Below are 24,442 nucleotides of genomic sequence, written 5' to 3'. Positions count from 1 at the left end.
GAACAACTAAATGTTAAAGAACTACATAAAAATTGCGTGGCGGAACCTGGTTCGGAACAAGGTTTATTCGGCGATCAATATTCTGGGGCTGGCCATTGGGATTTCGGCTTGCATCCTGATCTTTTTGTTTGTGCGAGACGAGATGACTTACGAGGAACATTTCGACAAAGCTGACCGCATTTTCCGGGTTACAAACGATATCAATTTGCAAGGCCAAACCGACAAATTTGCGCTCACGCCGTTTCCGTTGGCCGATGCTTTAAAAAAGGATTTTCCGGTGGTGCAGGCTGTAACGCGCGTAATGCCGATCGGCAAGCAAACGGTCTGGCTCGAAGACAAGGTCTTTAGTGAAGAGAATTTCTACTTTGCCGACAGCACGTTTTTCCGCATTTTCAATTATCCTTTTCTGTATGGAGATCCAAGTACAGCTTTAGATGCACCTAAAACTGTGGTAATTACCGATGAACTAGCGAAAAAATACTTCGGAAGCGTTGAAAACGCGATGGGCCAAACGCTGAAATTCAGCAAAAATCCGCATAAAATTACCGGCGTCTTTCACGATCCGGGACATTCGCATTTTAAACTCAACGCACTGCTTTCGGTTAATACGTTCGATGAAACCCTGAAAAATCAGTTTAGCGGCGACTGGTTCCGGATGAGCCTGTACACTTACGTTTTGCTACCCGATGCCGATAAAAAAGCTGAATTTGAAGCCAACCTGGCAACTTTTTACGCCAAAACGGTTGTGCCCTGGATGAGAGAGAACAAGCTGAATGCCAGCATGCAATACCATATGCAACCCCTCCCTGATATTCATTTGAATAATGAGTTTTCTTACGATATTTCGCCGGCCGGCAATAAGGCTTACGTGTATATTTTTGGATTTGTAGCTTTATTTATTCTGCTCATTGCCTGCATTAACTACATGAATCTTTCCACGGCGCGCTCTGCCAAACGATCGAAGGAAGTTGGTTTGCGGAAAGTGATCGGCGCGCATCGTTCGCAACTTATCCGGCAGTTTGTAGGCGAATCGGTTTTCATTACCATATTAGCAATTCTGGTGGCGCTTGCGCTGGTAGAATTATTGCTGCCTTTTTTCAATGCTCTCACAGAAAAGAACTTCTCGCTTGCCAATTTCTTTAACGGACCTTTTTTGCTGGTAATGGCGCTGATCGTGGCTTTTGTGGGTTTGGTTGGGGGTTCATATCCGGCATTTTTCCTTTCGGCATTTAAGCCCGTAGATGTTCTGAAAAGCGATAAAAATCCGCGCGGCTCGAATGCTTTTCTGCGCAGAATTCTGGTCGTTACGCAATTCACTATTTCACTCATTCTCATCATTGGCACCATCGTGGTTTTCAGCCAGATGCAATTCCTGAAAAACAACGACCTGGGTTTTAATAAAGAACAGGTGGTGGTAATTGATATTCCGAACGGCGATACTACGCTGGTAAACCGTTTGCCCGTGATCCGGCAGGAATTCCTGAGCAACCCGAACATCAAAAAAGTATCGAATGCGGCTTCAATTCCCGGCGAACGTACCGGCCGTTTATTGTATCTGGCGGAAGGCGCAAACGGTGGCCAGATGGAAGAAAAAACCCTGAGCACACTTTTCGTAGATTACGATTTCCTCGATATGATGGAAATAAAATTAAAGGCCGGCCGCAACTTTTCGCGCGATATAAAAACCGACGATTCCATGGCTTTTATCATAAACGAAACTGCGGCAAAATGGCTCGGCTGGCAAGACCCGATCGGCAAGAACCTGGAAAATGGTTTGGGTGCGAAAGGTAAAGTGGTAGGCGTGGTGAAAGATTTTCATTTTGCTTCGCTGCATAATAAAATTGAACCGCTCGCGCTGATGCTGGCCCCGAAAAGTCAGGGATTTTTAATGGTTCGCGTTGCGCCGCAAAATTTACCGGCCACACTCAGCTTCATTGAAGAAAAATGGCAGACCTTCGATAAAAAGCACCCGATGGAATATTTTTTCCTGTATGAGAATTTCAACAAACAGTACCGCGCCGAAGAAAAAATGCTGACCGTTTTTGGATATTTCGCCGCGCTTACTATTTTAATTGCCTGCCTGGGCTTATTTGGTTTAGCAAGTTTTACGGCCGAACAGCGCACCAAAGAAATCGGTATCCGGAAGGTTTTGGGCAGTTCGGTTTCAGAAATTATGCTGCTGCTGAGCAAAGATTTTGCCTGGCTGGTACTCATTTCCATTGTGCTGGCGGCACCCATTGCCTGGTACGGCATGAACCGCTGGCTCCAGGATTTTGCCTACCGCACCGAAATACACTGGTGGATCTTTGTTTTATCGGGTTTGGCGGCTTTAATTATTGCCATGCTTACAGTTAGTTTTCAGGCGGCCAAAGCAGCCCGGTTAAACCCGATAAAAGCATTGCGCGCCGAATAAAACCAAACCTTTGCAAAATCAGTATGTTCTGAAAGATAAAAAGTAGCGCATTGCATTTTTCCGTCACGGCGTTTCCTTTTCTACTTCCAAATTCTAAACTCCAAACGCATGCATATTCTTTCTAAAGCAATGCTATTGCTGGCTTTCAGCAGCACTTTTATAGCAGCTTCTGCCACCGATCTGCCTTCCGGCGAACGCTATAAAGTTAACATAGACCTCACCAAAGTGCAGGACGATAAAGTGCCTGTTACGATAAAAGTGCCCGAAATAAAGGAAAAGGAAATTGTTTATAACCTGCCCAAAATTGTGCCCGGAACGTATTCCGTTTACGATTTTGGTAAGTTTCTGAACGAATTTAAGGCTTTCGATAAAAAAGGGCGCGAGCTGGAAACCGAACGCCTGGACCTGAACCGCTGGAAAATTGAGGACGCCAAAAAACTCGATAAAATTACGTATTGGGTAAACGACACCTGGGACACGCCAAATAAAGAAGACATTGTTTTTGAACCAGGCGGCACCAACATAGAAGCCAACGAAAACTTCCTGATAAACACGCACGGTTTTGTAGGATACTTTGATGAAATGAAGCAGGTGCCTTACGAACTTACCATTACCAAACCCGAAACTTTTTATGGCGCTACACCTTTGGTAGCTTCTACCGCTACGGCTACTTCCGATACCTATGTGATCCCGTCATACATAGAGCTGGTAGATTCGCCGCTGATGTATAACAAACCCGATACTACGGTTCTGAAAGTTGGCAATGCCGATGTGCTGGTTTCGGTTTATTCGCCTTCTAAAAAAGTAACTTCCAAAACGGTAGCCGAAGAGCTCGAAAAAGTGCTCGAAGCCCAGAAAAATTATCTGGGCGGCAACCTGCCGGTAGAAAAATATGCGTTCCTGATCTATGTGGCCGAAAAACCGAACCGCACGGGTGCTTATGGCGCGCTGGAACATTCGTATTCGTCGGTTTATTATTTCCCTGATATGCCCGAACAAATGATGGCCGAACAGGTAAGGAACATTGCGGCGCACGAATTTTTTCACATTGTAACGCCGCTCAATATTCATTCGGAAGAGATCGGGAATTTCGATTTCATGAACCCGAAAATGTCGCAGCATTTGTGGCTTTATGAGGGCGTAACCGAATATTTTGCCACGCACGTGCAGGTCAATCAGAAACTGATAGACGAAGAAGAATACCTTGATAAAATAAAGGAATATGTGGCGGGCGCCAATGCTTTTAACGATTCGCTCCCCTTTACCGAAATGAGCAAAGGCGCGCTTGATAAGCACAAAAAAGAATACGGCAATGTGTATCAGAAAGGCGCTTTGATCGGGATGATGCTCGATATCCGTTTGCGGGAATTATCGGATGGCAAATACGGCATCCGGAACCTGATGAACGATCTGGCCAAGGAATACGGCAAAAATAAAGCTTTTAAAGATGAAGAGCTCTTCGATAAAATCGCGCAGCTTACATACCCGGAGATCCGTGAATTTTTCCGGAAATATGTGGAAGGCACGGAGCCTTTGCCTTTGGAAGAAACGTTTAAAAAAGTGGGCGTAATTTATGCTACCGAAGGCACCGAACGCCGCCAGACCTTGGGCCGTTTCACCATCGGTTTCGACCCGAAAGCGCGCCGCCTGATCGTTGCTGACACTGAAAACATGAACGCGTTCGGCAAAAAGATGGGCTTTAAAAAAGACGACCAGCTTTTAGCTATAAACGGCCAGGACCTGAGTCCGGAAACGGCTACTGAAGTGCTGGAGAAAAACGTAAAAAATGCGCCGGAAGGCAGCCGCATTACAGTATTGGTAAACCGGAAAAATGCCGCCGGCAAAATGCAACAGGTGAAGCTGAAAGGCAAACTGATGAAGACCTTGGAGAAAACTGAAAACCAACTAAGCCTGAACCCGACCCCAACGCCGCAACAAAAGAAATTGCGGGATGCCTGGTTGTTTAGTAGTTTGTAGTTTTTTAACTCTAAAGCATACCGTTTTATCCGTCATCTCGACGTGAGGAGAGATCTCTTTGGGTTGGTAGTTTCGTTTGCTATTGACTTTTTAGGCCTAAAAGCATACCATTTCTGTCATCCTGAGCACAATTGAGCGCGGGAGCGCGAAGATTGCGAGCGTAGCTCTGAAGGACCTTGTCGGCGGGCAGCAGTTTTTCTACTAAAAGTGCTAGCGTTTTTGAAACACCTTTTCTGCTAAACAGCTGGCTTTTAACTTTTATCGGCAATTTTCTCCCTCAAGCCGGGTGGCTTCGTTTCTGCGTTCGCGTCTCACCCTTTCCTAGCCGCATTGCGGCTTTTCTGACGAACCCGGAAAGTACGGAGGCCGCGCACGCAGAAACTGGTGTTATTCACCTTCGTAGTCAGCTTCTTTTTAGTTTAGCTTTCTTGATAACCTGATTTTCAGGCGACGCTGCGCTGGCGGAATACGTGAAATAATAGTTTAGGGAATCAAAAGAATCAAATAAATCACAGTTCAAACTAATTTCATTGTCGTATGCTTTAGCTGACGGTACATTTGCAGATCAAAAGTTCTCCCCTGTTTTTAGGGAAGGATTTAGGTGGGGTCATAAAACTTTAGCGTTTAAACCTTGAGGTTTTACTTTTTCAGTCTGCAACCATACCGTTTTTCTGTTCTTTATTAACATGGCGCTGCTTGCAGACCCGAACCATAAACTGTATATTTAAAGTCTGCTATATCTGAAAAGCAAAACGGAAAAACCTAAACCTAAAAGCCAGATTCGGAGTTTAAAATAAGCCGGGCTTTCCTTCGTTTGCTCAAAGAAAGCGCCGCAATGTGGGGTCGGGTTTCAAAAAATAAAAAAGGCACATGCCTTTATTTCATGGCTTTTAAACGCTTACAATTTTACTTCTGCGGCCTGATTTTGCTGCTTTTCTGGTCTTCTGCGCCGGCACAAACATTATATACTTTAAGTGGTACGTTGCGCGATGCATCTACGAAAGAACCACTGATCGGAGCTACTGCCATGATCGCAGCATTGAACAAAGGCGCTACCACAGATCTTCAGGGCAATTATGCTTTTTCGGTTCCGGCTGGCTCGTACACCATTCAATTTTCATATTTAGGCTACCAAACTATTACCCGCGAAATTACGGTTGATAAAGATCTGAAACTGAACATTGCGTTGCCAACCTCCGAAAGCCAGTTGCAGGAAGTGGTAATTGAAGCTGGTAGCCTGAACGAAAAACTGCGCACCACGCAAATGAGTGTTGAGAATCTTACCACCCGCGAAGCAAAACTTTTACCGGCTTTATTTGGCGAAGTAGACCTGATAAAAGTGCTGCAATTAAAACCCGGCGTGCAAAGTGGCGGCGAAGGTACCAGCGGCCTGTACGTGCGCGGCGGCGGGGCCGATCAGAACCTGTTTTTAGTGGATGGCGCAACAGTTTACAATGCCTCGCATTTGTTTGGCTTTTTCAGCATTTTTAACCCCGATGCAGTGCATAGCGTGGACCTTTACAAAGGCGGATTTCCGGCGCAATACGGCGGCCGGCTTTCGAGCGTGGTAGATATTAAAATGCGCGAAGGCAATCAGCAGCATTACGTTACCAGTGGCGGAATCGGCCTGATCGCTTCGCGGGTTACCGTGGAAGGCCCGATCCAGAAAAACCGATCATCATTTTTGCTTTCCGGGCGCCGCACTTATTTCGATGTTTTCACGCGTAAATACAACGCAATAAACGAAGGTAAAAAAGATTTCGACCCGATCCCGGATTATTATTTCTACGATTTTAACGGCAAAGCTAATTTCGAGATCGGGGAAAAAGACAAGCTCTTCTTTACGGGTTATTTCGGCAACGATGTTTTCGGGTTTCAGAGCCCTTCGGGTTTTAATTTCGATTTTAAGTGGGGCAATAAAGTTGGCGCCTTGCGCTGGAATCACCAGTTTTCGCCGAAATTCTTCACCAATACCACCGTTTCAGTTTCCGACTATCAGTACTCCATTACCAATAAAGTTGCCAACCGCAGTTTCAATTTAGGCTCCAGCATCCGCGATTATAACCTGCGCAACGATTCCGATATTTTGCTGGACAGTGCGCATACCCTTAGATTTGGCGCGGCTGTTACCCATCATGATTTTGGCGTTGGGCGTTTGAGCGGCGGAACTTCCGATGGTACGGTTTCTTTCAATTCGGAAGTGGCGCATACGGGCACAGAATTCGGGGTTTATATTTCCGATGATTTTAATGTTAACAGCCGTCTGGCGTTGAATTATGGCGTGCGGCTTTCGGGTTTTGCAAAAGATACCAGCGTATTCTTTGGCCTGGAACCACGGTTTTCAGCCCGCTATAACCTTACCGAATCGCTTAGTCTGAAAGGCAGTTATACACGCATGGTGCAATATGTGCATCTGGTTACCAATTCGGGCGCGAGCTTGCCAACCGATGTGTGGTACCCCTCTAACAATATTGTGAAATCGCAGCTTTCCAACCAGGTAGCGGTGGGTGTAACCAAACTTTTCGGGCAGGACAGATTTTTATTCAGCAACGAAATTTATTACAAATGGATGAACCGCCAGATCGATTTCCGCGACGGCGCGCAGCTTTTTGTGAACCCGAACCTGGACCAGGAATTTATTTTTGGTAAAGGCTACAGCTACGGCAGCGAATTTTATTTCGAGAAGAAAACCGGTAAAACTACCGGCTGGCTGGGCTACACACTTTCCTGGACCAACCGCAAATTCCCCGATATTAACCAGGGCAAAATTTTCCCTACCCGTTTCGATCGCCGCCACGACATTACGTTTGTGGTTCTGCACCAGCTCAACAAACGCATAAACCTGACCAGCAGCTGGGTTTATGGCACGGGTAGTTCGTATTCGGTGCCGCTGGGTAAAACCGTTTTCCAGGATATTGCTTACGCCGATCCGCAATACGTGCCGCTTTATCCGCAGGAACGGAATAATTACCGCATGGTGGCTTACCACCGCTTAGACTTGGGCATGGTTTATAAACTGAAACCAAAACGCGGCGAATCGGACCTTACGTTCAGCATTTACAACGTTTATAACCGCAAGAATCCGTATTTTATTTACATCGAAGCCATTGAAAACGGCGAAGAAACCAGAATTCTGGGTTTCCGGGCGAAACAGGTTTCGCTGTTCCCGATCATTCCGTCTGTAACTTATAATTTTAAATTCTGATGCTGCGCCTGAACCGACTTTTTACCTTCATTTTGATAGCGTTTTCTGTGGCGTTTTCAGGCTGTGATATGGATAAGGAAATTGACCTGAACCTGCCGGAATTTGAAAGCCAGATAACCGTGGAATGCTACCTGGAACCGGGAAAACCTTACCGCGCCACCATTACGGAAAGTACCAGTTATTTCGGCCGGCCGGAACCTATTTTAGTGCCCGATGCTACCGTAATTATTACGCACAACGGCAAAGCCGACACGCTGCAATTTAAACCAGGTTACGACCGCGAGGTGCGCAAAATTTACACGCATTTTTCAGAAACCGTGGTGCAGGGAAATCCAGGGGAAACGTATTCTCTGGAAGTTTTTGATTCGCGTGGGCGGCGGGTTACCGGTTTTACCAGATTTCTTCCGGTTGTTCCGTTAGATTCTATAGAATGGACCAGTAACGAAGAACGCTCCATTTCTTTACTGGCTAAATTTACTGATAATGGCAGCGAGGCAGATTTTTACCGCTTCACCGTGCACCAGGACAGTCTTTCGGACCAGAAACGCACGCACGATTTTTATAGCAACGACCGGCTTTATAATGGTCAGAAATATGCTTTTGGCACTTCTTACCGCTTCTCACCAGACGACACCGTTTTTGTAACGTTATACCACCTGGAGCCGCAGTATTATGAATTTCTGAATACGATGGATGATGCGCAGGATGCGAACGGCAACCCGTTTGCGCAGCCTATTGCTTTGAAATCTACGGTTCAGGGCGGGATTGGGGTTTTTACAACGCTTTCTTTTGATAGGAAGAGGGTGGTTTTGAAATGAGTTTTTGTGTTAAAGCATAGCGTTTTTTTTCGTCATCTCGACGATAGGAGAGATCTCTTCGAGTTGGTAGTAAAGTTTGCTATGGAGTTTTTCACTTGAAAAGGATACCGTTTTTATAGCCAACTTTTAATCCTTAACTCATAACTTTTAGCTTCTATAGTTAGCTTACGCCCTCTTCTGCCGGGCGGGCAGCGTTTCTGCGTTCGCGGCTGCAATCTTACCTGCCCTTCCAGGCTGGCTAAAGCCACCGGTAAGCTTGGAGGCCGCTCTCACAGAAACTGGTATCATTTCCCTCCGTAGTCAGCTTCTTTTAGTTTAGTTTTTCAAATGACTTGGTTTTCAAGCGACGCTGCGCTGGCGATATTGTGCAAAGGATTTAACCACCCCTGCCCCTCCTTTTCAAGGAGGGGCAGGGGTGGTTAAATCCTTTCTTTAAAGGGAAAGTGTGTTAACGCTGCGAAAAAACAGAAAGCCCGAAACAAGTTTTATTTCGGGCTTTCTGTTTTTTCGATGTTTAAATTCCTATTCGCTGATTGTTTTTGGCTGGCGTTCGATGAGGGATTTTATCAGCAATGTCATGCGGGGCTCGGCTTTGGCAGCAGCTTCCAGAATATCGAGCAGAATTACTTTTTTAATTTTTCCGGGCACGCACATATCGGTAATTACGGAAACGGCAAAGCAAGGCAAGCCCATGTGGCGGGCCGCAATAATTTCCGGCACGGTGCTCATGCCCACGGCATCGGCGCCGATCAGGCTTAAATAACGGTATTCGGCTTTGGTTTCGAGCATCGGGCCGGGCACGCTTACGTACACGCCATACTGCAGATCAATTTCTTCTTCCTTTCCAATAACCTTTGCCAGATTGATCATTTCTTCATCAAATGGTTCGCTCATGTCCGGAAAACGCGGGCCGAGGTCGTCCATATTTTTGCCAATGAGCGGGTTGGTGGGCTGCAGATTGATATGATCGGTAATTACCATCAGGTCGGAAGTATTATATTCCGGGTTCAGGCCGCCGGCTGCGTTAGAAACGAATAATTTCTGAATGCCCAGCATTTTCATGATGCGCACCGGGTAAACTACCTGTTCCATGGTGTAGCCTTCGTAGTAATGGAAACGGCCCTGCATTACAATTACATTACGACCCGAAAGTGCGCCTAAGATCAGTTTTCCGGAATGACTTTCTACCGTAGAAACCGGGAAATAAGGAATTTCATCGTAAGGAATGGCATCGTAAATAACCAGATCGTTTACCAAAGCGCCGAGTCCGGTTCCTAAAATAATACCAAATTCCGGCACAAAATTTCCGGCTCTGTCCTGCAAATAAGCTACTGTTTCAAAATATTGCTGCATTGTATCTCTCTTTTTATGCGAAGGTAAAACCTTGCTCCAAAATTTAAATGTTTTTTTATCGCTTTTATAACAAACAAACCTCACAGGTTTCTTTTCCTGTGAGGTTTTTATTTTTGGGAGGAGTTTTGGAAGCTTTTTCCCTACCGTTTTTAAAATTGGTTTCGGGTTTTTATGCTGAAAAGGCTACCGTTTTGTTTACTGAATCTGCATTTCGAACGGCATACGCGCCTGGATCCCGTTCAGGGTTTTCAGTTTCTGAATCATTTGCAGATAGCGGTAGTTTTCGCCTAGTTCAGTTTCAAGCATAGACGTGCGGGCCTGATCCTGGAACCCGCTCATGAGCTGCTCCATAAAACCTTTCTGAGCTGGCAAACGGCGTACACGGTACTCGCCTTCTTTCAGTTTCGCAGCGGTGGCAGCAAGTCTTACGGCATCGTCCAGACCACCAAAAACATCAACTAAACCGCATTCTTTTGCTTCTGTGCCTGACCAAACGCGGCCGGAAGCTATTTTCTGTAACTCAGCAACCGGCATGTTCCGGCCTTGCGCTGCTTTGGTGGTAAAATCGGCATAAATGCGTTCTACTTCGTGCTGAATGGTTTGTTTTTCGTAATCGGTCATGTCGCGGGTTACGGTTGGCACATCGGAGAATTTGCCGGTTTTAACGCGGTCTACGGTTACGCCAAGTTTATTTCTCAGGAAATCTTCGAAGTTAGCCAACACCCCAAAAACGCCGATGCTGCCGGTAATGGTGTTTGGGTGCGCCACAATGGTATCGCAGGCCATCGCCATGTAATAACCGCCGGAAGCTGCTACATCGCCCATTGAAGCAATGATCGGTTTCACTTTTTTGGTGAGCATCACTTCGCGCCACATTACATCGCTGGCCAGGGCGCTGCCGCCACCAGAATTAATGCGCAGCACCACAGCTTTCACTTTATCGTCTAAACGGGCTTTCCGGATCGCTTCGGCGTATTTATTGCCGCCAATGTTGTCTTCGTCGCCGTCGCCGTCCACAATGTCGCCGGAAGCGTAAATTACGGCAATGCGGTTGCGGCCGGATTCTTCATCTTCACCTTTTACTTTTTCGTATTTTTTCAGGCTCACCAGGTTCAGTTCTTTTTTAGCTTCTGTGCCGGTTTTCTTTTTCATGAAATCCAGCGCTTCATCAAAATAGCCCAGGTTGGTAACCAGACCGTATTTTAAAGCATCGTCAGCGTTGTGCACCAGCATTGAATCGGAAACGGCCTTTATTTTTTCTACCGGAAGTTTGCGGGACTTTGCAATATTTTCGATCGAGAACTTGTTGAGGGAATTCAGGAAAGCGGTGGTTTGCAAACGGCTTGGTTCGCTCATTTTATCGAGGAAAAACGGCTCTACGGCACTTTTAAATTCGCCTACTTTAAAGATATACGGCTGAACATCAAGTTTTTCGAGCATACCTTTAAAAAACACTACTTCCGAGCTTAATCCGTTGAATTCCAGGGTTCCGGCCGGGTTTAGGTAAATTTTATCGGCTACGGAATTGAGGTAATACGATTTTTCGGAGCACAGATCGTTGTAAGAAACAATGAATTTGCCCGACTTTTTGAAGTTCAGTAACTCGTTCCGGATCTCTTCGAGTGTGGCCATGCCCGCCTGCACCCGACTCACGTTCAGGTAAATACCTTTGATATTTTTGTCGGTTTTAGCCTTGCGGATCGCATCTTTAATTTCCTGCAAACCCAGGTCGTTGCGCACCCCGATCATCGGAATTCCCAGGTCAGTAAAAGGATCGTTTGCATTGCGTTCAGCGATCGGTTTATCAAGTTTCAGTTCCAGCACCGAATTTTCGTCGATAGAAACTTCTTTATCGGAACTGGCTACCGAAGCGATGCCAATAAGCAAAATGAAGCCGATGAAAAAGAATAAAAGCAGCCCGACGATGGTTGCAAGCACGTATTTAAAAAATTGCCACATATTTATTTAATGACTAATGATTAATTTTTAATGATTAATAACCTGAAATTAATGACTTTTCAGGGCTAAAAGTATAGCGTTTCTGGTTTTCAGCTTTGGCCGGTGCGCCACAGACCAAGGTTCATGACTTTTTGCGGCCGAAACCATAGCATTTTGCTTTTAAAACTTTATTGCTTTGGTTTATGGGCTACGCCAAGGTTTCTTTTAGTACTAAACGTTACATTTCGGCCTGAAAAATTAACGAATAACAATATTAATCATTATTCATTAATCCTTAACCATTAATACCCGTACTTTTCGCCCCACATGTTGCGCAGGTTTTTACGCATTTCGTTTTCGCGCGGGTTATTTCCGGGGTCAAATAAAACGGTATTTTTTATGGCATCGGGCAGAAATTCCTGGACCACAAAATTGCCGTCGTAATCGTGCGAATATTTGTAGTTCTGGCCGTAACCCTGTTCTTTCATAAGTTTGGATGGCGCGTTGCGCAAATGCATGGGCACCGGTAAATTTCCTTGTTCGCGCACCAGGCGCTGGGCGTTCCGGATTGCCATATAAGCGGCGTTGCTTTTAGGCGATGAAGCGAGGTAAATAGTGGTTTGCGAAAGTAAAATATCGCTTTCGGGGTAACCAATTACGGAAACCGCCTGGAAACAATCGTTGGCCATGACCATAGCGGTTGGGTTGGCGTTGCCAATATCTTCGGAAGCTAAAATGAGTAAACGCCGGGCAATAAATTTTACGTCTTCGCCGCCTTCTATCATGCGGGCCAGCCAGTAAACGGCCGCATTGGGATCGGAGCCGCGAATGGACTTTATAAAAGCCGAAATGATATCGTAGTGCATTTCGCCGCTTTTGTCGTAAAGTACCACGTTTTGCTGCGCGATCTGCTTCACCCATTCATCTGTAATAATTACGTCTTCCGTATTGGTACCTTCTACCACAATTTCCAGCAGATTGAGCAATTTACGCGCATCGCCTCCCGAAATATTGAGCAGTGCTTCGTATTCCTGCACCACCACGTTTTTCTTTTTCAGATATACATCGGTAGCCAGCGCATTCTCTACCAGCGCGATCAGTTCTTCTTTGGTTAAATGCTTGAGCACGTATACCTGGCTGCGCGAAAGCAAAGCGGAAATAACTTCAAACGAAGGATTCTCGGTAGTAGCGCCAATTAAGGTTACAATGCCTTTTTCCACGGCGTTCAGCAACGCATCCTGCTGCGATTTGCTGAAACGGTGAATTTCGTCGATGAAAAGAATGGTTCCAGGTCGGCTTTTGGCTTTTTCAATAACTTCCCGGATATCTTTTACGCCGGCATTTATAGCGCTGAGCGCGGTAAAAGGCAGTTTAAGTTGGGAAGCAATGATGTTGGCCAGGGTAGTTTTACCCACGCCCGGTGGTCCCCATAGAATTATACTCGGAATCATGCCCGATTGGATATAGCGACGCAAAACGCCATTTTCGCCCACCAAATGCTGCTGCCCGGCAAACTGATCGAGGTTGTGCGGACGCATGCGTTCGGCTAATGGTATTTTAGGTTGATTCATAAGCTTGAGTTTGTGGCCTGAAAACTATACCGTTTTTAAGCCTTTTTGCAGGAATACAAATATCGGAATAAATATAATGATGAATGAGTGAATGGTTGAATTAGAGAACGCTTGAATGCGGAAACATGAAATATGAAAAACAATAACGTAGAGACAGGGCAATACCTTGTCTCTACCATTTCCACAAATCCTGATTAAACATTCTCAAATTCTCTCATTCAATCATTCTCTCATTAAAAACCTATCTTTGCGGCCTTTCTTCCGAAGCTCATGAACCAGCAAATAAAAGTACACCTGGCGCTTTTCAGCGTAGCGCTAATTTACGCTGCCAATTACAGCATTGCCAAAACCGTAATGCCGGAATTTGTAAAACCCTTCGGCCTGATCGTGATAAGAGTAGTTTCGGCAGCTTTATTTTTTGGCCTGCTTTCGCGGTTTATGGTGAAAGAAAAAATAACCGGCCGCGCCGATAATATCCGTTCTGTTTTATGCGGTATTGCGGGCATTGCAGTAAACCAGCTTTTCTTTTTCGGCGGACTGAACCTCACCTCTCCTATTCATGCTTCGCTTATTATGGTTATTACGCCGGTAATAGTGTTGCTGATGTCGGCGCTGCTTTTAAAAACTCCGATCCGCTGGCTGAGCTCTCTGGGTATTTTTGTTGCTGGTGCCGGCGCTATGCTGCTTATTGCTGGCAGCGGAAAAGAAGCCAGTGGCAGCAGCGTGATCGGTGATATTTACATCTTACTGAATGCAGTTTCTTACGGAATTTACCTCGTGCTGGTAGCGCCGCTTATGCAAAAATACAAAGCCATTACGGTAGTAAGCCGCATTTTTTTAGTTGGAGCCGTAATTGTAGTACCTTTTGGTTACGATCAGGTTTTAGCCGCAGACTGGCAACATTTACCGAGGCAGGTCTGGCTGGCTATCATTTTTATGGTGGTGGCCGTAACGTTTCTTACCTATTTGTTTAATGCCTGGGCGTTGCGTTTTGCAAATCCGAGTTTGCTGGGCGTTTACATTTACTTGCAACCGGTACTCGCTATTCTTATTGCTGTTTTTATGGGTCAGGATATTTTCACGCTTGAAAAAGGTTTATATGCTTCCCTGATCTTCATCGGCGTTTTCCTGGTAAGCAGAAAGTAAATTGCGCGACTGCGAAACAACTTTACAGAGGCAGGTAGTCACCTTATTTCTGGCTTTTCAACAATTCGCCGACAAGGTCCTTCAGAGCTACGCTCGCAATTTTTGCTCTCCCGCGCTCAATTATGCACAGGATGGCAGGTGTATTTATGAGACAGCTTCAAATTAAATTCACAAATCTTATTCGGCTAGCCAATGCTGCTTTCTATGAGCATAATTCCAGTTTGCATAGCTTTCTATTCCTATCGCTGAAATAAAAAACGCTATGCTTTTACCCTTAAAAACTAAAGCTTGAATATCAATCTTTAAAGGCGCTTGCAATACCTTTTTCTGAACACTTTCCCTTTAAGCAATGCTCACCATGTTTCTTAACGCTTAAAAATCTAAACTAAAAACGCTATGGTTTAAGGTTGAAAAAGTCATGAGCAGTTTCGCTTGAAGTTTGTTTTAAACTTAGAAAAGCTACCATTCTTACTTCTGCTAAAAACAAAAAAAGCCCTCCGTAAATACGGAGGGCTTTTTAATTGGGGGTTATTTCTTAAAGTTAGTCGCGAACAATTTCGAACCAGCCTTTGTAAGATTTACCACCATTTGGCTCTTGCATGATGTAGTAATAAGTACCATCGCTCACGCCTTCGCCACCGAAGCTGTTATCGTAGCTGCTGTATTCTTTGATCAGCACACCCCAACGGCTGAAGATCTTCAGGGAAGTGTTTGGCTGAATGCCTACATATTCGAATACATCGTTCAGCTTATCGCCGTTTGGAGTAATTACGTTAGGTAAGAAGAACGGACCAACAATTACATCTACAGATTTGCTGGCAACGCACTCACCATTTGCAGATTTAACTGTCAAGGTGTATTTAGTAGTTTTCAGCGGAGAAGCGATCGGGTTCAGGATAGTAGAATCGCTTAAGTCTCTGCCAGGCGACCAGCTATATGTGAAGCCAGTATCAACTTTTGCAAGGTTTACGTTGATCTGTGCAGAACGGCCGTAAACGATGTGTTGTTTATTTTCCTTGTTTGGTCTGTAAGCAACTTTAATATCGTTGATAACCGGGATCGGATTTACTCTAACCAGGATCGAGTCATAATCGAAGCAACCGTTCAGGGAAGCATTTCTAACAGTAACTCTGTACCAGGTATCCTGAGTAGGTGTTACAGTAATTTTCTTATTGGTCTGCTCGGCAGGATTTAAGCCTGGAGCTGATTCCCACTGGTATCTGTAATCTGCTAAACCACCCAGAATTGAGTCAGGACGCATTAAGTTAGCTTCAATCTCTAATGATTCGCCTAAACAAACAGTTTTTACAGTATCGAGAATATCTACGCGGTTATTAGAAATAACCTGGATCTTGATAACTTCGTTGGAAACCCCTTTCAGCGGGCAAGAATTGTCTTCTAAACGAACCGGGATCTGGAATACTCTACCAATATCAGATGGAAGCGGAGTAATAGTAATAACCGCTCTTGCTTTAGAAGTACCGTTATCGAATACCTGGAAGCCGCCGTTTGGAATTGTAGAACCAGCACCCTGGTTGAAGAATACCGTTACACTGTCAGAAAGATTTTGGTCCTGGAAATCAACAGTGATCTTAGTAGAAGTACAAGTCTGAACCTGGTAAACAGTATCGTTTAAGTTAGCACCGAAAATTGGCGGAACCGGACGTGGGTTGGTACCTGGAGGTGTATTTCCACCGCAGTCTTCAATAATGAACATGATATCGCGACGGATGTAACCAACGTTTACCATCGAGTCGTTCACCTTGCGCCATTCTTTGATCTTAACAACTACAGCGTATTTGTTTTTACCCAAGTTTGAAGCAGTGTTTTTATAATACTCAGATGGACGGAAAGCGATTTCACCTGTTTGTGGATCGAGGAAGAAATATGGCTGGGCAAATACAACCTGCTGACCTGGAGTCCAGGTTACGTTAAAGGAAGAAAGCGGATAAGTTGGTGAATAATTTGTTGTGCCATTCATGAAGATAGCAACCTGCGGATTATTTACTGTATCGAAAGGAGCCTGTGGGTTCGGATTAATAATAAATCCGCCGCCGCCGCCGCCGCCGATCGGGTTATAAGTAGCTGGCAAGGTCGCGCTTTCCATAGATGAATCTAACTCATAAGATAAAGAGTCACCATCAAATTCAAGGGCGTTCATACTGTATCTTACTTCCTGGTTGTAGCACACGAACGGAATTGGAATGTTCAGGGTGTTGAATTCAGGAGAGCTGTTGTTGTGTACAATAGTAGCAGGAGTTGCATTTGGTAAGTTCGGAGAGAATAATTTCACGTAAGCTTCCAGGTAAAGGGTACCCTGACCGTTTAAGTTAGCGGTAGACGGACGGCAGCATTCGCTCCAGCTGAAGATCCAGTCAGCGCATTGTGCTTCAACAGCAGAAAAAGTAACAGTAGCTTTGAAAACTACTTCCTGATAGTTTACTAACTGGTTGGAAGCACAGGTCTTCGGAATGCTTGGGCAATATGGGTCACCAATTCTGGTCGCACCGATCTTGGTCATCGGAATATTACGGCCCGGGTTACAGCCCGTAGATTTCGCGTTCAGCGAAGCTGATGAAGGCGGGGTAACACCAGAACAGTCGCTGTACAGCTTCATTGTTACAACGAAAGTGTTTGGCGCGATACAAGCATACGTCATATCTCCACCTTGCATGTGGGTTGCGTAGCTCTTTTGCGAGGAGAATGCAAGTAACACCGCGGTTACCAGCAAACTGCTTAATCGTAGGAGTTTTTTCATTGTGTAGTAATTGTTGAAGTTGTGAAATTATTAATTTTTTAAATTATATAAAACAGTTTCGAAAATTTATTTAAAATAAATTAATAAAGGCAAAACACTCATTATCAATAACTTATAACATTATTCAGAAAATCAGCGCAGAATTTCAACCCAGCCTTTATAAGTTTTATTTTCGCGCGGGGTGGTTATTATATAGTAATAAGTTCCGGATGCCAGTTTTGCAGCTTTCCATCTATTATCGTATTGCTTCTGAGAGAAAACCTTTTTACCGTCGCGGTCAAAAACTTCGAGGTCATATGGTCCTTCTTCCGGCAACTGCACTTCAAAATAATCGTTCAGGCCGTCGTTATTTGGAGTAAAGATGTTCGGAATAGCTTTAGCAGTTGCGAGCATATCGCCAGGAGCTACTTCTACCCGCAGACTATCGATAAACACGCAGCCGGTTGGAGCAGTAACCAATAACCGGTAAGTAGTGGTTTTAGCAGGAGCCGTTACCAGGCGGCCGGTTTCATTTTCAGCAACGATCTTATTGCCTGTTACCCATTGGTAAGTAGAGCCAAGCGGTGCACCTTTTACTTCCAGGGTAGTTTCCTGCCCTTTGCTAATGCGGGTAAGCCCATTGAAAGCAGCCGTAAAAGCCGGGGTAACCTGTACCGCAAAATGATATGCCTGAGGAGTAGCATTGGCGCAGCTTCCGTCGGCAACCCAAACCGTAAAATTATAAGGTTCCTGACGGGCCATGTCCGGGCTTGGCTGCCATTGTAATAATGTGGCGTTGGTTCCGGCTTCTGTAATAAGCTGCGCGCCCGGAAGTGCTTTGGCTACATTGCTGGTCAGGTTAATTTTACCGGCTTCGTTACTTTTAGTAAATAACCGGGCTTCCAGCATCTGGCAGCTCGAAAGCACGAACCGGTTACCTTGTAAAGTATCTTTTCCGATTAAAACGGTAGCAATTTCAGGTTTAAAAGTCTGGTTGCAAGGTGGCGCAATTGCTACCGGTTGACCAGCTGACATACCCTGGTTGCCCATATTGGCGCCTGACCGGTTAGCGGCAACTGTTGGCCAGGCCCAATTGGCAGTTGCTGTATGGTTTGCTTTTGCAGCATTTCTTACAGCAGTTTTCTTATTATTCGTTGTTTTATTTGTTGTAGTGGCAGTTTTAATTACTGCTACCTTATTTGCTTCAGTTTCAGATACTACAACTGGCAGCGTTTCTTCTACCGAAGTGTATTGATTTTGCGGAATGGCAGCAACTTCATTTTCAGCAGTAATCTCTTCGGCAACTTCGGCGCGGGTATTATCCGGTGCAATTTCAGTAGCAGTAGCAGTTTCAGCCTGCGGCATTTGTGCGGTAGCCACTACTTTTTCTTCAGAACCGATAGCGTTTTTAATAGCTTCCGGCTTCATGAAAAGCGCTACGTTTACAGCAGTAACCAGAATAGCTGAAGCCACAAAGCCGAGCTTAGCCACGCTGGCGCCGGCAGAAGTTGCGGCGGCCGCATTTGGCTGGGCAGCATTCAGGTTGTGCAAACGGTCTTCAAGCTTGTCCCAGTCGGCCGGGTTGTATTCCGGTTCCGGCTGGTTCTCGAATGCTTGCTGCATGAACCGGTCGAAGTCTTTATCTTGCATAACTGGTGCGGTTTTCTCTGTCTGAAAGCGTGATCATTTTTTGTAATTTCATGCGGGCCTTAAACAAATTCGATTTAGAGGCGCCTTCGGTGATCTGCAGTTTTTCGGCAATTTCCGGATGGGAATATCCTTCTATCACGTGCAGGTTAAAAACCAGACGGTAAGAAGGCGAAAGTAACTGCACCATTGCCAGAATCTCTTCTGCGGAAATGGTATCCAAAACATCTTCAAAACCCATTTCGCTTTCGGCGTAAACTAAATCGAGGCTATGGTAATGCTTGCTGTTTTTCCGGTAGTGATCTATGGCAGTATGCACCATGATCTTGCGCAGCCAGCCCCGGAAGGCTTTATCTTGCTGGTAAGATTGCAGGTTGGTGAATACTTTCATAAATCCGTCGTTCATAATTTCAGCAGCTTCCTCGCGGCTATCGGCATAACGCAGGCAGATGGCCATCGAAAAACCATAGTACTGTTTGTAGAGCATTTTCTGGCTTTTAATGTCGCCGCGAATGCATCCATCAATCAGGTCTTTCTCGTAAAGGTCTACTGCGGTGCTCAACAGAATGGGGTTTTTAAGCTGTTCTAAATATAGGTCGGATAAAGTTTCGCAACCGTTGCCTGCCTCCGAAAAAAAAATCAACTTTTTTTTTCAACCCTGTTCAACACCCGGCAATCTTTACCGGGAAATACAACATAAACAGGTCGAAATGAAAGCGTTAAGGGTTGCCTGCGGCTTCAGACTTTTTTTATAAATTTAATAAAAAAAAGTTGAATTGCCGGATTCCGGGCTTTAAATGCCGGGTTAGCAAAAAAAAATCCCGCTGTAACAGCGGGATTTTTCCAGGAATATATGCAAATCATTACTACTCAATTTCAGAAAACGGTGGGCGGCGCCAATAAACATTTACCTTTCAACAGGTTTGTGCGCTTTGCCAAAGTTTAACGATACAAGTTTACGGCAGCATTTGCCCGAAAAAAAGGAAACTATACCCCTCAACGCAACAAGCCTTTTCAAACCTATTTCTGAATATTTAAAATACTGCAGTGCAATTTTGTTGAGCTAAAAAGCAGGTTTCAACCTAAAAAACCAACCTTGATTCTGAATCGCCTTTAATTTATTCCAATTCTTAAAGTTAAGATTTCCGATCAAATTAAATCAAAACGAAACATTTTATTTTTTATATATTTATAAAAAGGCTGGTGCTTAAAGTGAAAATGCAGCTTTAAAACCGGTATAAACTTTAGAAATCTGGCCGCACATTCCTGTACCGCAAAAAAAAAGTCCGAGCTTAACCCGGACTTTTTGAAGCGAAAATGATAGCGTTTTTATTGCACTTTTGTGAATTTCAGGGTTTGTACGGTTTTATCGGTAGATACAAGTTTGGCAATATAAATGCCGGCCGCGTGCTTACCGGCGTTCGCCCACTGAATGCGTTGCTCACCAGTAGTGGATTTGAGCAAAGAGATCTGATCTACCTGCTGGCCTAATACGTTGCAGATCACAATTTTTTCGGCTTTAGTATTCAGGTTGAATTTAAAATTAACCTGACTGGTGAAAGGGTTTGGATAAGCGGTGAAGTTGGTATTGGCTACCACAGTTTCTTTGGTGCCCGTAACGCCACCGGTATTGCTTACTCGCACGCCAAACGTTTGCACCTGTACGCCTCTTACCGGGCAGGCATTATCTTTCACGGTAATCCGGAAATAGTAGATCTGGTTGCTCACATCGGCGGCCGTCGGGATCCAAACTAAGGTTCCGGTTGGGCGGTTGCCTGGCGAAACGGAGAAATTAGAACCTGGCAGCATTTGCGCCGCATCGCTGGTCATTTGCAGTACATCGTTACTATTCTTATCGTCGGCAAGTACGGTTAAATTTAACGGGGTGCCTGGGCGAAGCGTAATAATATCGTTTGGCGTAATGGCCTGGTTGTTGGCAACCGGGTTGGCTACGCGCGGGTTTACGTTCGGCCCACAATCCATTACGGTAATGAACATATCGCGACGAACAGTACCAACTTTCACTGCCTGGCCGTTTATTGTACGGTATTCGTCTACTTTTACAACCGTTACATATTTGTTCAATCCAAAGTTAGAAGCCGTATTCGGGAAATAAGCGGTAGGAGTAAAAGAAAGGCTACCATTATTAGCATTCAGATCAAAATAAGGTAAAGCCACTGGTGTAGCCTGTGTCCAGTCAACATTGAAAGAATGCATTGGGTAGGTGGCAGTAAAAGTTCCGGCTGGCGCTACGGCAGTTTTGGTTGAATTCGTATCCGGGTCGTTAATAACGATGGAAGCATAAGTATTATATGGCACTGCTGTGGTCGGATTATCGAGCGGCGTCGTGAAGCTGTAAACCAACGAATCGCCATCTATATCTGTGGCGTAAGCGCTGATGGTAATTGGTTGATAAGCGTTTACATAAGGCACAACCAACGATCCGAATTCAGGCGAATTGTTATTGATCGGGTTATTAGGGGTTCCTAAATTAAGATACGCTTCGGTGTACATGGTACCCTGGCCTTGTAAATTGGCAGTAGAAGGACGGCAACATTCAGACCAACTCATAACCCAATCCTGACAAGTCTGTTCGGCTGCGGAGAAAGTTACTGTAGCAACAAAAGTATTCTCTTCGTAATTTGGGTAAACCCCATTATTGTTGCACGATACCGGAATTTGCGGGCAATACGGATTACCAATAACCCCTTGGCCAACCTTTGTCATGGTTACATACCGGCCAGCGTTGCATCCCAGAGATTTAATATTTAAGGAAGCAGTAGATGGTGCCATAACGCCGGAGCAATCGCGGTACCACTTTAATTTTACCTGATACACACCAGGGGCCGTACAGAGATAGGTCATTTCGGTACCCTGCACGTGGGTAGCCTGGACATTTTGCGTAATACCGGCAAACAGCAGCGCAGCCGAGCCCGCCAGTAAGTTTCGTATTTTTTTCTTCATAGGTAGTTTTTTTTGTTAAAGTGATGAATATTTGAAAGTTAAAGATTATAAACAAAGCCTGCAAACTTTCTACTGAAATCTGTTCTAATAATATATTATTCCAGTAGACATCATCTTCTACCCTACCGTTGCCTGAACATTTTTTTTTTTGCTTAACGGTAACAGGCAAAATAGTCCAGCCGCTGTGTGCTTTCCGAAAATTCAGGATAATCAAAACCCAGAATAAAATTTCACTCCAGGCTTTGATCGGTAGTTCTGTAAATAGAAACATGAGCCATGATGTTTTTATGAGTTTTAGGGCCTGAAACCCTAGCGTTTTTCTATTGAAGTTTGGTGAATTTCAGGGTTTGAATGGCTTTACCGGCGGAAACAAGTTTGGCTACGTACATTCCGGCGGCATGCTTACCGGCGTTTTGCCATTGCATATTTTGTTCGCCGGAAGCAGTTCTAGAAATAGTGATCTGATCTACCTGACGGCCTAAAAGGTTGTAAATGATAATGCTTTCCGCTTTGCTTTGCTGGTTAAATCTGAAAGTAACCTGATCGGTGAACGGATTTGGATAAGCTGTAAAATTGGCGTTGGAAGTGAATGCATTTTTAATGCCGGTTACTCCAGTAGCATTACTTACACGCACTGCAAAAGTTTCGGTATGAACGCCGCGCAGCGGGTTGGCATTATCGCGGAGCTGCACCTGGAAATAGTAAGGCTGTTCACGGACATTTGTGGTTGTTGGCGTCCAGGCGATGGTAGCAGTTGGCGCATTTCCATTGGTTGTGGTAAAAGTAGCGCCAGTTAAAATACCCGTGGCATTTGTGGTAACAATTACGGCATCGGAAGTATTGGCATCAGAAGCGGCAATTTGCAGGTTAAGCGGAGTGCCGGGACTTAAGAGAATTTCGCTGCCACTTGCAATTGGCTGGGTATTAGCCATGCGGCTGGTAACATTCGGATTTACATTTGCGCCGCCATCAATAACCTGAATAAGGGTTTCCCGACGAACAGAGCCAACTTTTACAACTACTCCATTGATTTTGCGATATTCATCTACATTAATAGAAACCAGGTAACGGTTCATCCAGAAAGCAGCACTGTCGTAGTAAACCGAAGTATTGAATTTTATTTCACCGTTCTGGGAATCTAAAGTAAAATAAGGAGCATAAAAAACTACTTGCTGCCCTGGAACCCAATTTACATGATAAGAAAACATGGGGTAAGTTGCTGAAAAATTAATCATGACAATAGCGTTAATAGCAATCTGTGGATTCGAATTAGGATTACCAGCAGGTATGGTGTTAAAAGGAGGGAGTGGGTTTGGATTGATAATGATGCCATTCGGACCTCCACCAATCGTATCGTAAATAACAGACTGATTCGGGCCTTCCAGAGGAGTTACCAAAGTATAAACCAAAGAATCGCCGTCGGGGTCTTGAGCAGCCATGCTTAGTACGTGGTCCTGAAATTTATTTACATACATTAGCGGCGCATTAATGGTATCGAATTCCGGGGAACTGTTTACGAGGTTGTTCTGCAATTTCAGGTGCGCCTCTGTATATCTACCGTTTCCGGAAGTTCCTAATATATTTCGGGCGGGTGTGGGGCCACCGCTTACTACGCTCAACACCCAATCCGGGCAGGCATATTCGGCGGCAGAAAAAGTAACTTTACCGGTGTAGGTTACTACTTCATATAGCGAAAAAGGAGAAGTTCCAGAGCAATTTGCGTTTACGGACGGACCAAATGGATTGACACTTTTCCGCGACAACTGACTCAGCGTTACGTTTCTGCCGGTGTTACAACCTGGCGCTTTTACGTTCAGGTCTATTGTAAGCGGCGCGTTTACTCCGGCGCAATCGCGGTAATGCTTGTAGGTAACCTGGTAAGAATTTGAAGCGGTTTGCAGGTAAGATATTTCACTGCCCAGGTCGTGGCTGGCAAACAAAGCCGGGCTGGCACCAAAAATGATAAAAGCGAGCAATGGTATTAATTTCTTCATAGGTAGCAATTATTGAGGCGAAATATGTATGTAGAAAACGGCTTCGGATTAGAAGCGCTTCAGAAAAAGAAGCCGTTTAATAATAGGTCGTATGTTAGTTGAGAAGGGTTGCCTTGTTAGGAAAATATTTTACAGAAGTTTCAGGCTTTACTTTTTCGCACTGAAAGCATAGCGTTTTTGAAAAACTATAGGCAAGAAGAGAAAGGCTAAAGCAAACGGGAACGGAGTTTTTTGGGCTGAAACCCTAGCGTTTTGCGCTGCAGATGAGTTTATTTACCGGAATAAAGCTGCTGTGCGGATTTTCAGGATCTTGCCATTCATCTTCCGGAAAATGGTCTTCGGAAGCCGGGCCGGTTTCTTCCGTTTCCTGCACAGCATGAATTTTTTCGAAATTGGAAAGTAGCATGTTTTGGCGGGCGCCGTTCTCATTTGCCGCAATAGAAAAACCCGTTAATAACCAGAGCAACAGATAGCAAATTCGTTTCATCTTGTTTTGGTTTTAAGGGTTTCTGCCGTAAACAGCACTTGCGTTTTTTTCCTGTCAGGTTGTATGAATAAGACGCCTGAAAACGCCAAACCGTTGCCTGCGCCTGCTTACATTTTTTATTTTTTATGCCAAAAAAAACCTTCCCGAAATGTTTCAGAAAGGTTTTGAGTTTTTTGGGCGGAAACCATAGCG

At 44.8% G+C, this 24,442-nt stretch carries 14 protein-coding genes; 5 read left to right on the top strand and 9 right to left on the bottom strand.

Features of this window, described 5'->3' with window-relative positions; genetic code table 11:
- Positions 1-10: 10 nt before the first annotated feature.
- The 4 genes from ACFPIB_RS14760 (at position 11) to ACFPIB_RS14745 (ending at position 8,413) form a co-directional block, all read left to right on the top strand.
- On the top strand, positions 11-2,413 hold the full coding sequence (locus ACFPIB_RS14760; RefSeq protein ID WP_378018234.1) for an ABC transporter permease: 2,403 nt from the start codon (positions 11-13) through the stop codon (positions 2,411-2,413).
- A gap of 108 nt (positions 2,414-2,521) precedes the next feature.
- A complete protein-coding gene (locus tag ACFPIB_RS14755) occupies positions 2,522-4,390 on the top strand; it encodes a M61 family metallopeptidase (protein WP_378018233.1) in 1,869 nt (622 codons plus the stop codon).
- Positions 4,391-5,273: 883 nt separating this feature from the next.
- Entirely contained in the window at positions 5,274-7,595 is a 2,322-nt protein-coding gene (locus ACFPIB_RS14750; protein WP_378018232.1) for a TonB-dependent receptor, read from the top strand.
- A complete protein-coding gene (locus ACFPIB_RS14745; protein ID WP_378018231.1) occupies positions 7,595-8,413 on the top strand; it encodes a DUF4249 domain-containing protein in 819 nt (272 codons plus the stop codon). The genes ACFPIB_RS14750 and ACFPIB_RS14745 overlap by 1 nt, the downstream gene beginning before the upstream one ends.
- Positions 8,414-8,935: 522 nt before the next feature.
- Here ACFPIB_RS14745 and ACFPIB_RS14740 read toward each other — a convergent pair.
- The 3 genes from ACFPIB_RS14740 to ACFPIB_RS14730 form a co-directional block, all read right to left on the bottom strand.
- Positions 8,936-9,766 (bottom strand): purine-nucleoside phosphorylase, encoded by an 831-nt coding sequence (locus tag ACFPIB_RS14740; protein ID WP_378018230.1) that lies wholly within the window; start codon positions 9,764-9,766, stop codon positions 8,936-8,938.
- 195 nt (positions 9,767-9,961) lie between these two features.
- A complete protein-coding gene (gene sppA / locus ACFPIB_RS14735; RefSeq protein WP_378018229.1) occupies positions 9,962-11,725 on the bottom strand; it encodes a signal peptide peptidase SppA in 1,764 nt (587 codons plus the stop codon).
- Between the two features lie 281 nt (positions 11,726-12,006).
- Positions 12,007-13,275, bottom strand: coding sequence for a replication-associated recombination protein A (locus ACFPIB_RS14730; RefSeq protein ID WP_378018228.1), 1,269 nt, complete (start codon positions 13,273-13,275; stop codon positions 12,007-12,009).
- A gap of 270 nt (positions 13,276-13,545) precedes the next feature.
- Between ACFPIB_RS14730 and ACFPIB_RS14725 the strand changes: the two genes are divergently transcribed.
- Positions 13,546-14,421 carry a DMT family transporter gene (locus ACFPIB_RS14725; RefSeq protein WP_378018227.1) on the top strand — a complete coding sequence of 292 codons (876 nt, stop codon included), beginning with the start codon at positions 13,546-13,548 and terminating at the stop codon, positions 14,419-14,421.
- 541 nt (positions 14,422-14,962) lie between these two features.
- Here ACFPIB_RS14725 and ACFPIB_RS14720 read toward each other — a convergent pair.
- The 6 genes from ACFPIB_RS14720 to ACFPIB_RS14695 all read right to left on the bottom strand — a co-directional run bounded on the left by ACFPIB_RS14720 (position 14,963) and on the right by ACFPIB_RS14695 (position 24,250).
- Complete coding sequence (locus ACFPIB_RS14720; RefSeq protein ID WP_378018226.1) at positions 14,963-17,179, bottom strand: gliding motility-associated C-terminal domain-containing protein; 2,217 nt, start codon at positions 17,177-17,179, stop codon at positions 14,963-14,965.
- 132 nt (positions 17,180-17,311) lie between these two features.
- Complete coding sequence (locus tag ACFPIB_RS14715; protein WP_378018225.1) at positions 17,312-18,808, bottom strand: gliding motility-associated C-terminal domain-containing protein; 1,497 nt, start codon at positions 18,806-18,808, stop codon at positions 17,312-17,314.
- Positions 18,798-19,367 (bottom strand): RNA polymerase sigma factor, encoded by a 570-nt coding sequence (locus tag ACFPIB_RS14710; RefSeq protein WP_378018224.1) that lies wholly within the window; start codon positions 19,365-19,367, stop codon positions 18,798-18,800. The genes ACFPIB_RS14715 and ACFPIB_RS14710 overlap by 11 nt, the downstream gene beginning before the upstream one ends.
- A 767-nt stretch (positions 19,368-20,134) precedes the next feature.
- A complete protein-coding gene (locus ACFPIB_RS14705) occupies positions 20,135-21,769 on the bottom strand; it encodes a T9SS type A sorting domain-containing protein (protein ID WP_378018223.1) in 1,635 nt (544 codons plus the stop codon).
- A gap of 320 nt (positions 21,770-22,089) precedes the next feature.
- Positions 22,090-23,763: a T9SS type A sorting domain-containing protein gene (locus ACFPIB_RS14700; protein ID WP_378018222.1), complete on the bottom strand. Its 1,674-nt coding sequence runs from the start codon at positions 23,761-23,763 to the stop codon at positions 22,090-22,092.
- A gap of 244 nt (positions 23,764-24,007) precedes the next feature.
- Complete coding sequence (locus ACFPIB_RS14695; protein WP_378018221.1) at positions 24,008-24,250, bottom strand: hypothetical protein; 243 nt, start codon at positions 24,248-24,250, stop codon at positions 24,008-24,010.
- Between the last annotated feature and the right edge of the window lie 192 nt (positions 24,251-24,442).

It is taken from the genome of Adhaeribacter terreus, from assembly GCF_042657365.1.
Classification (GTDB): Bacteria; Bacteroidota; Bacteroidia; order Cytophagales; family Hymenobacteraceae; genus Adhaeribacter_A; species Adhaeribacter_A terreus.
Note: the sequence above shows the minus strand (reverse complement) of the source record. Positions and strands in the feature narration are given on the sequence as shown.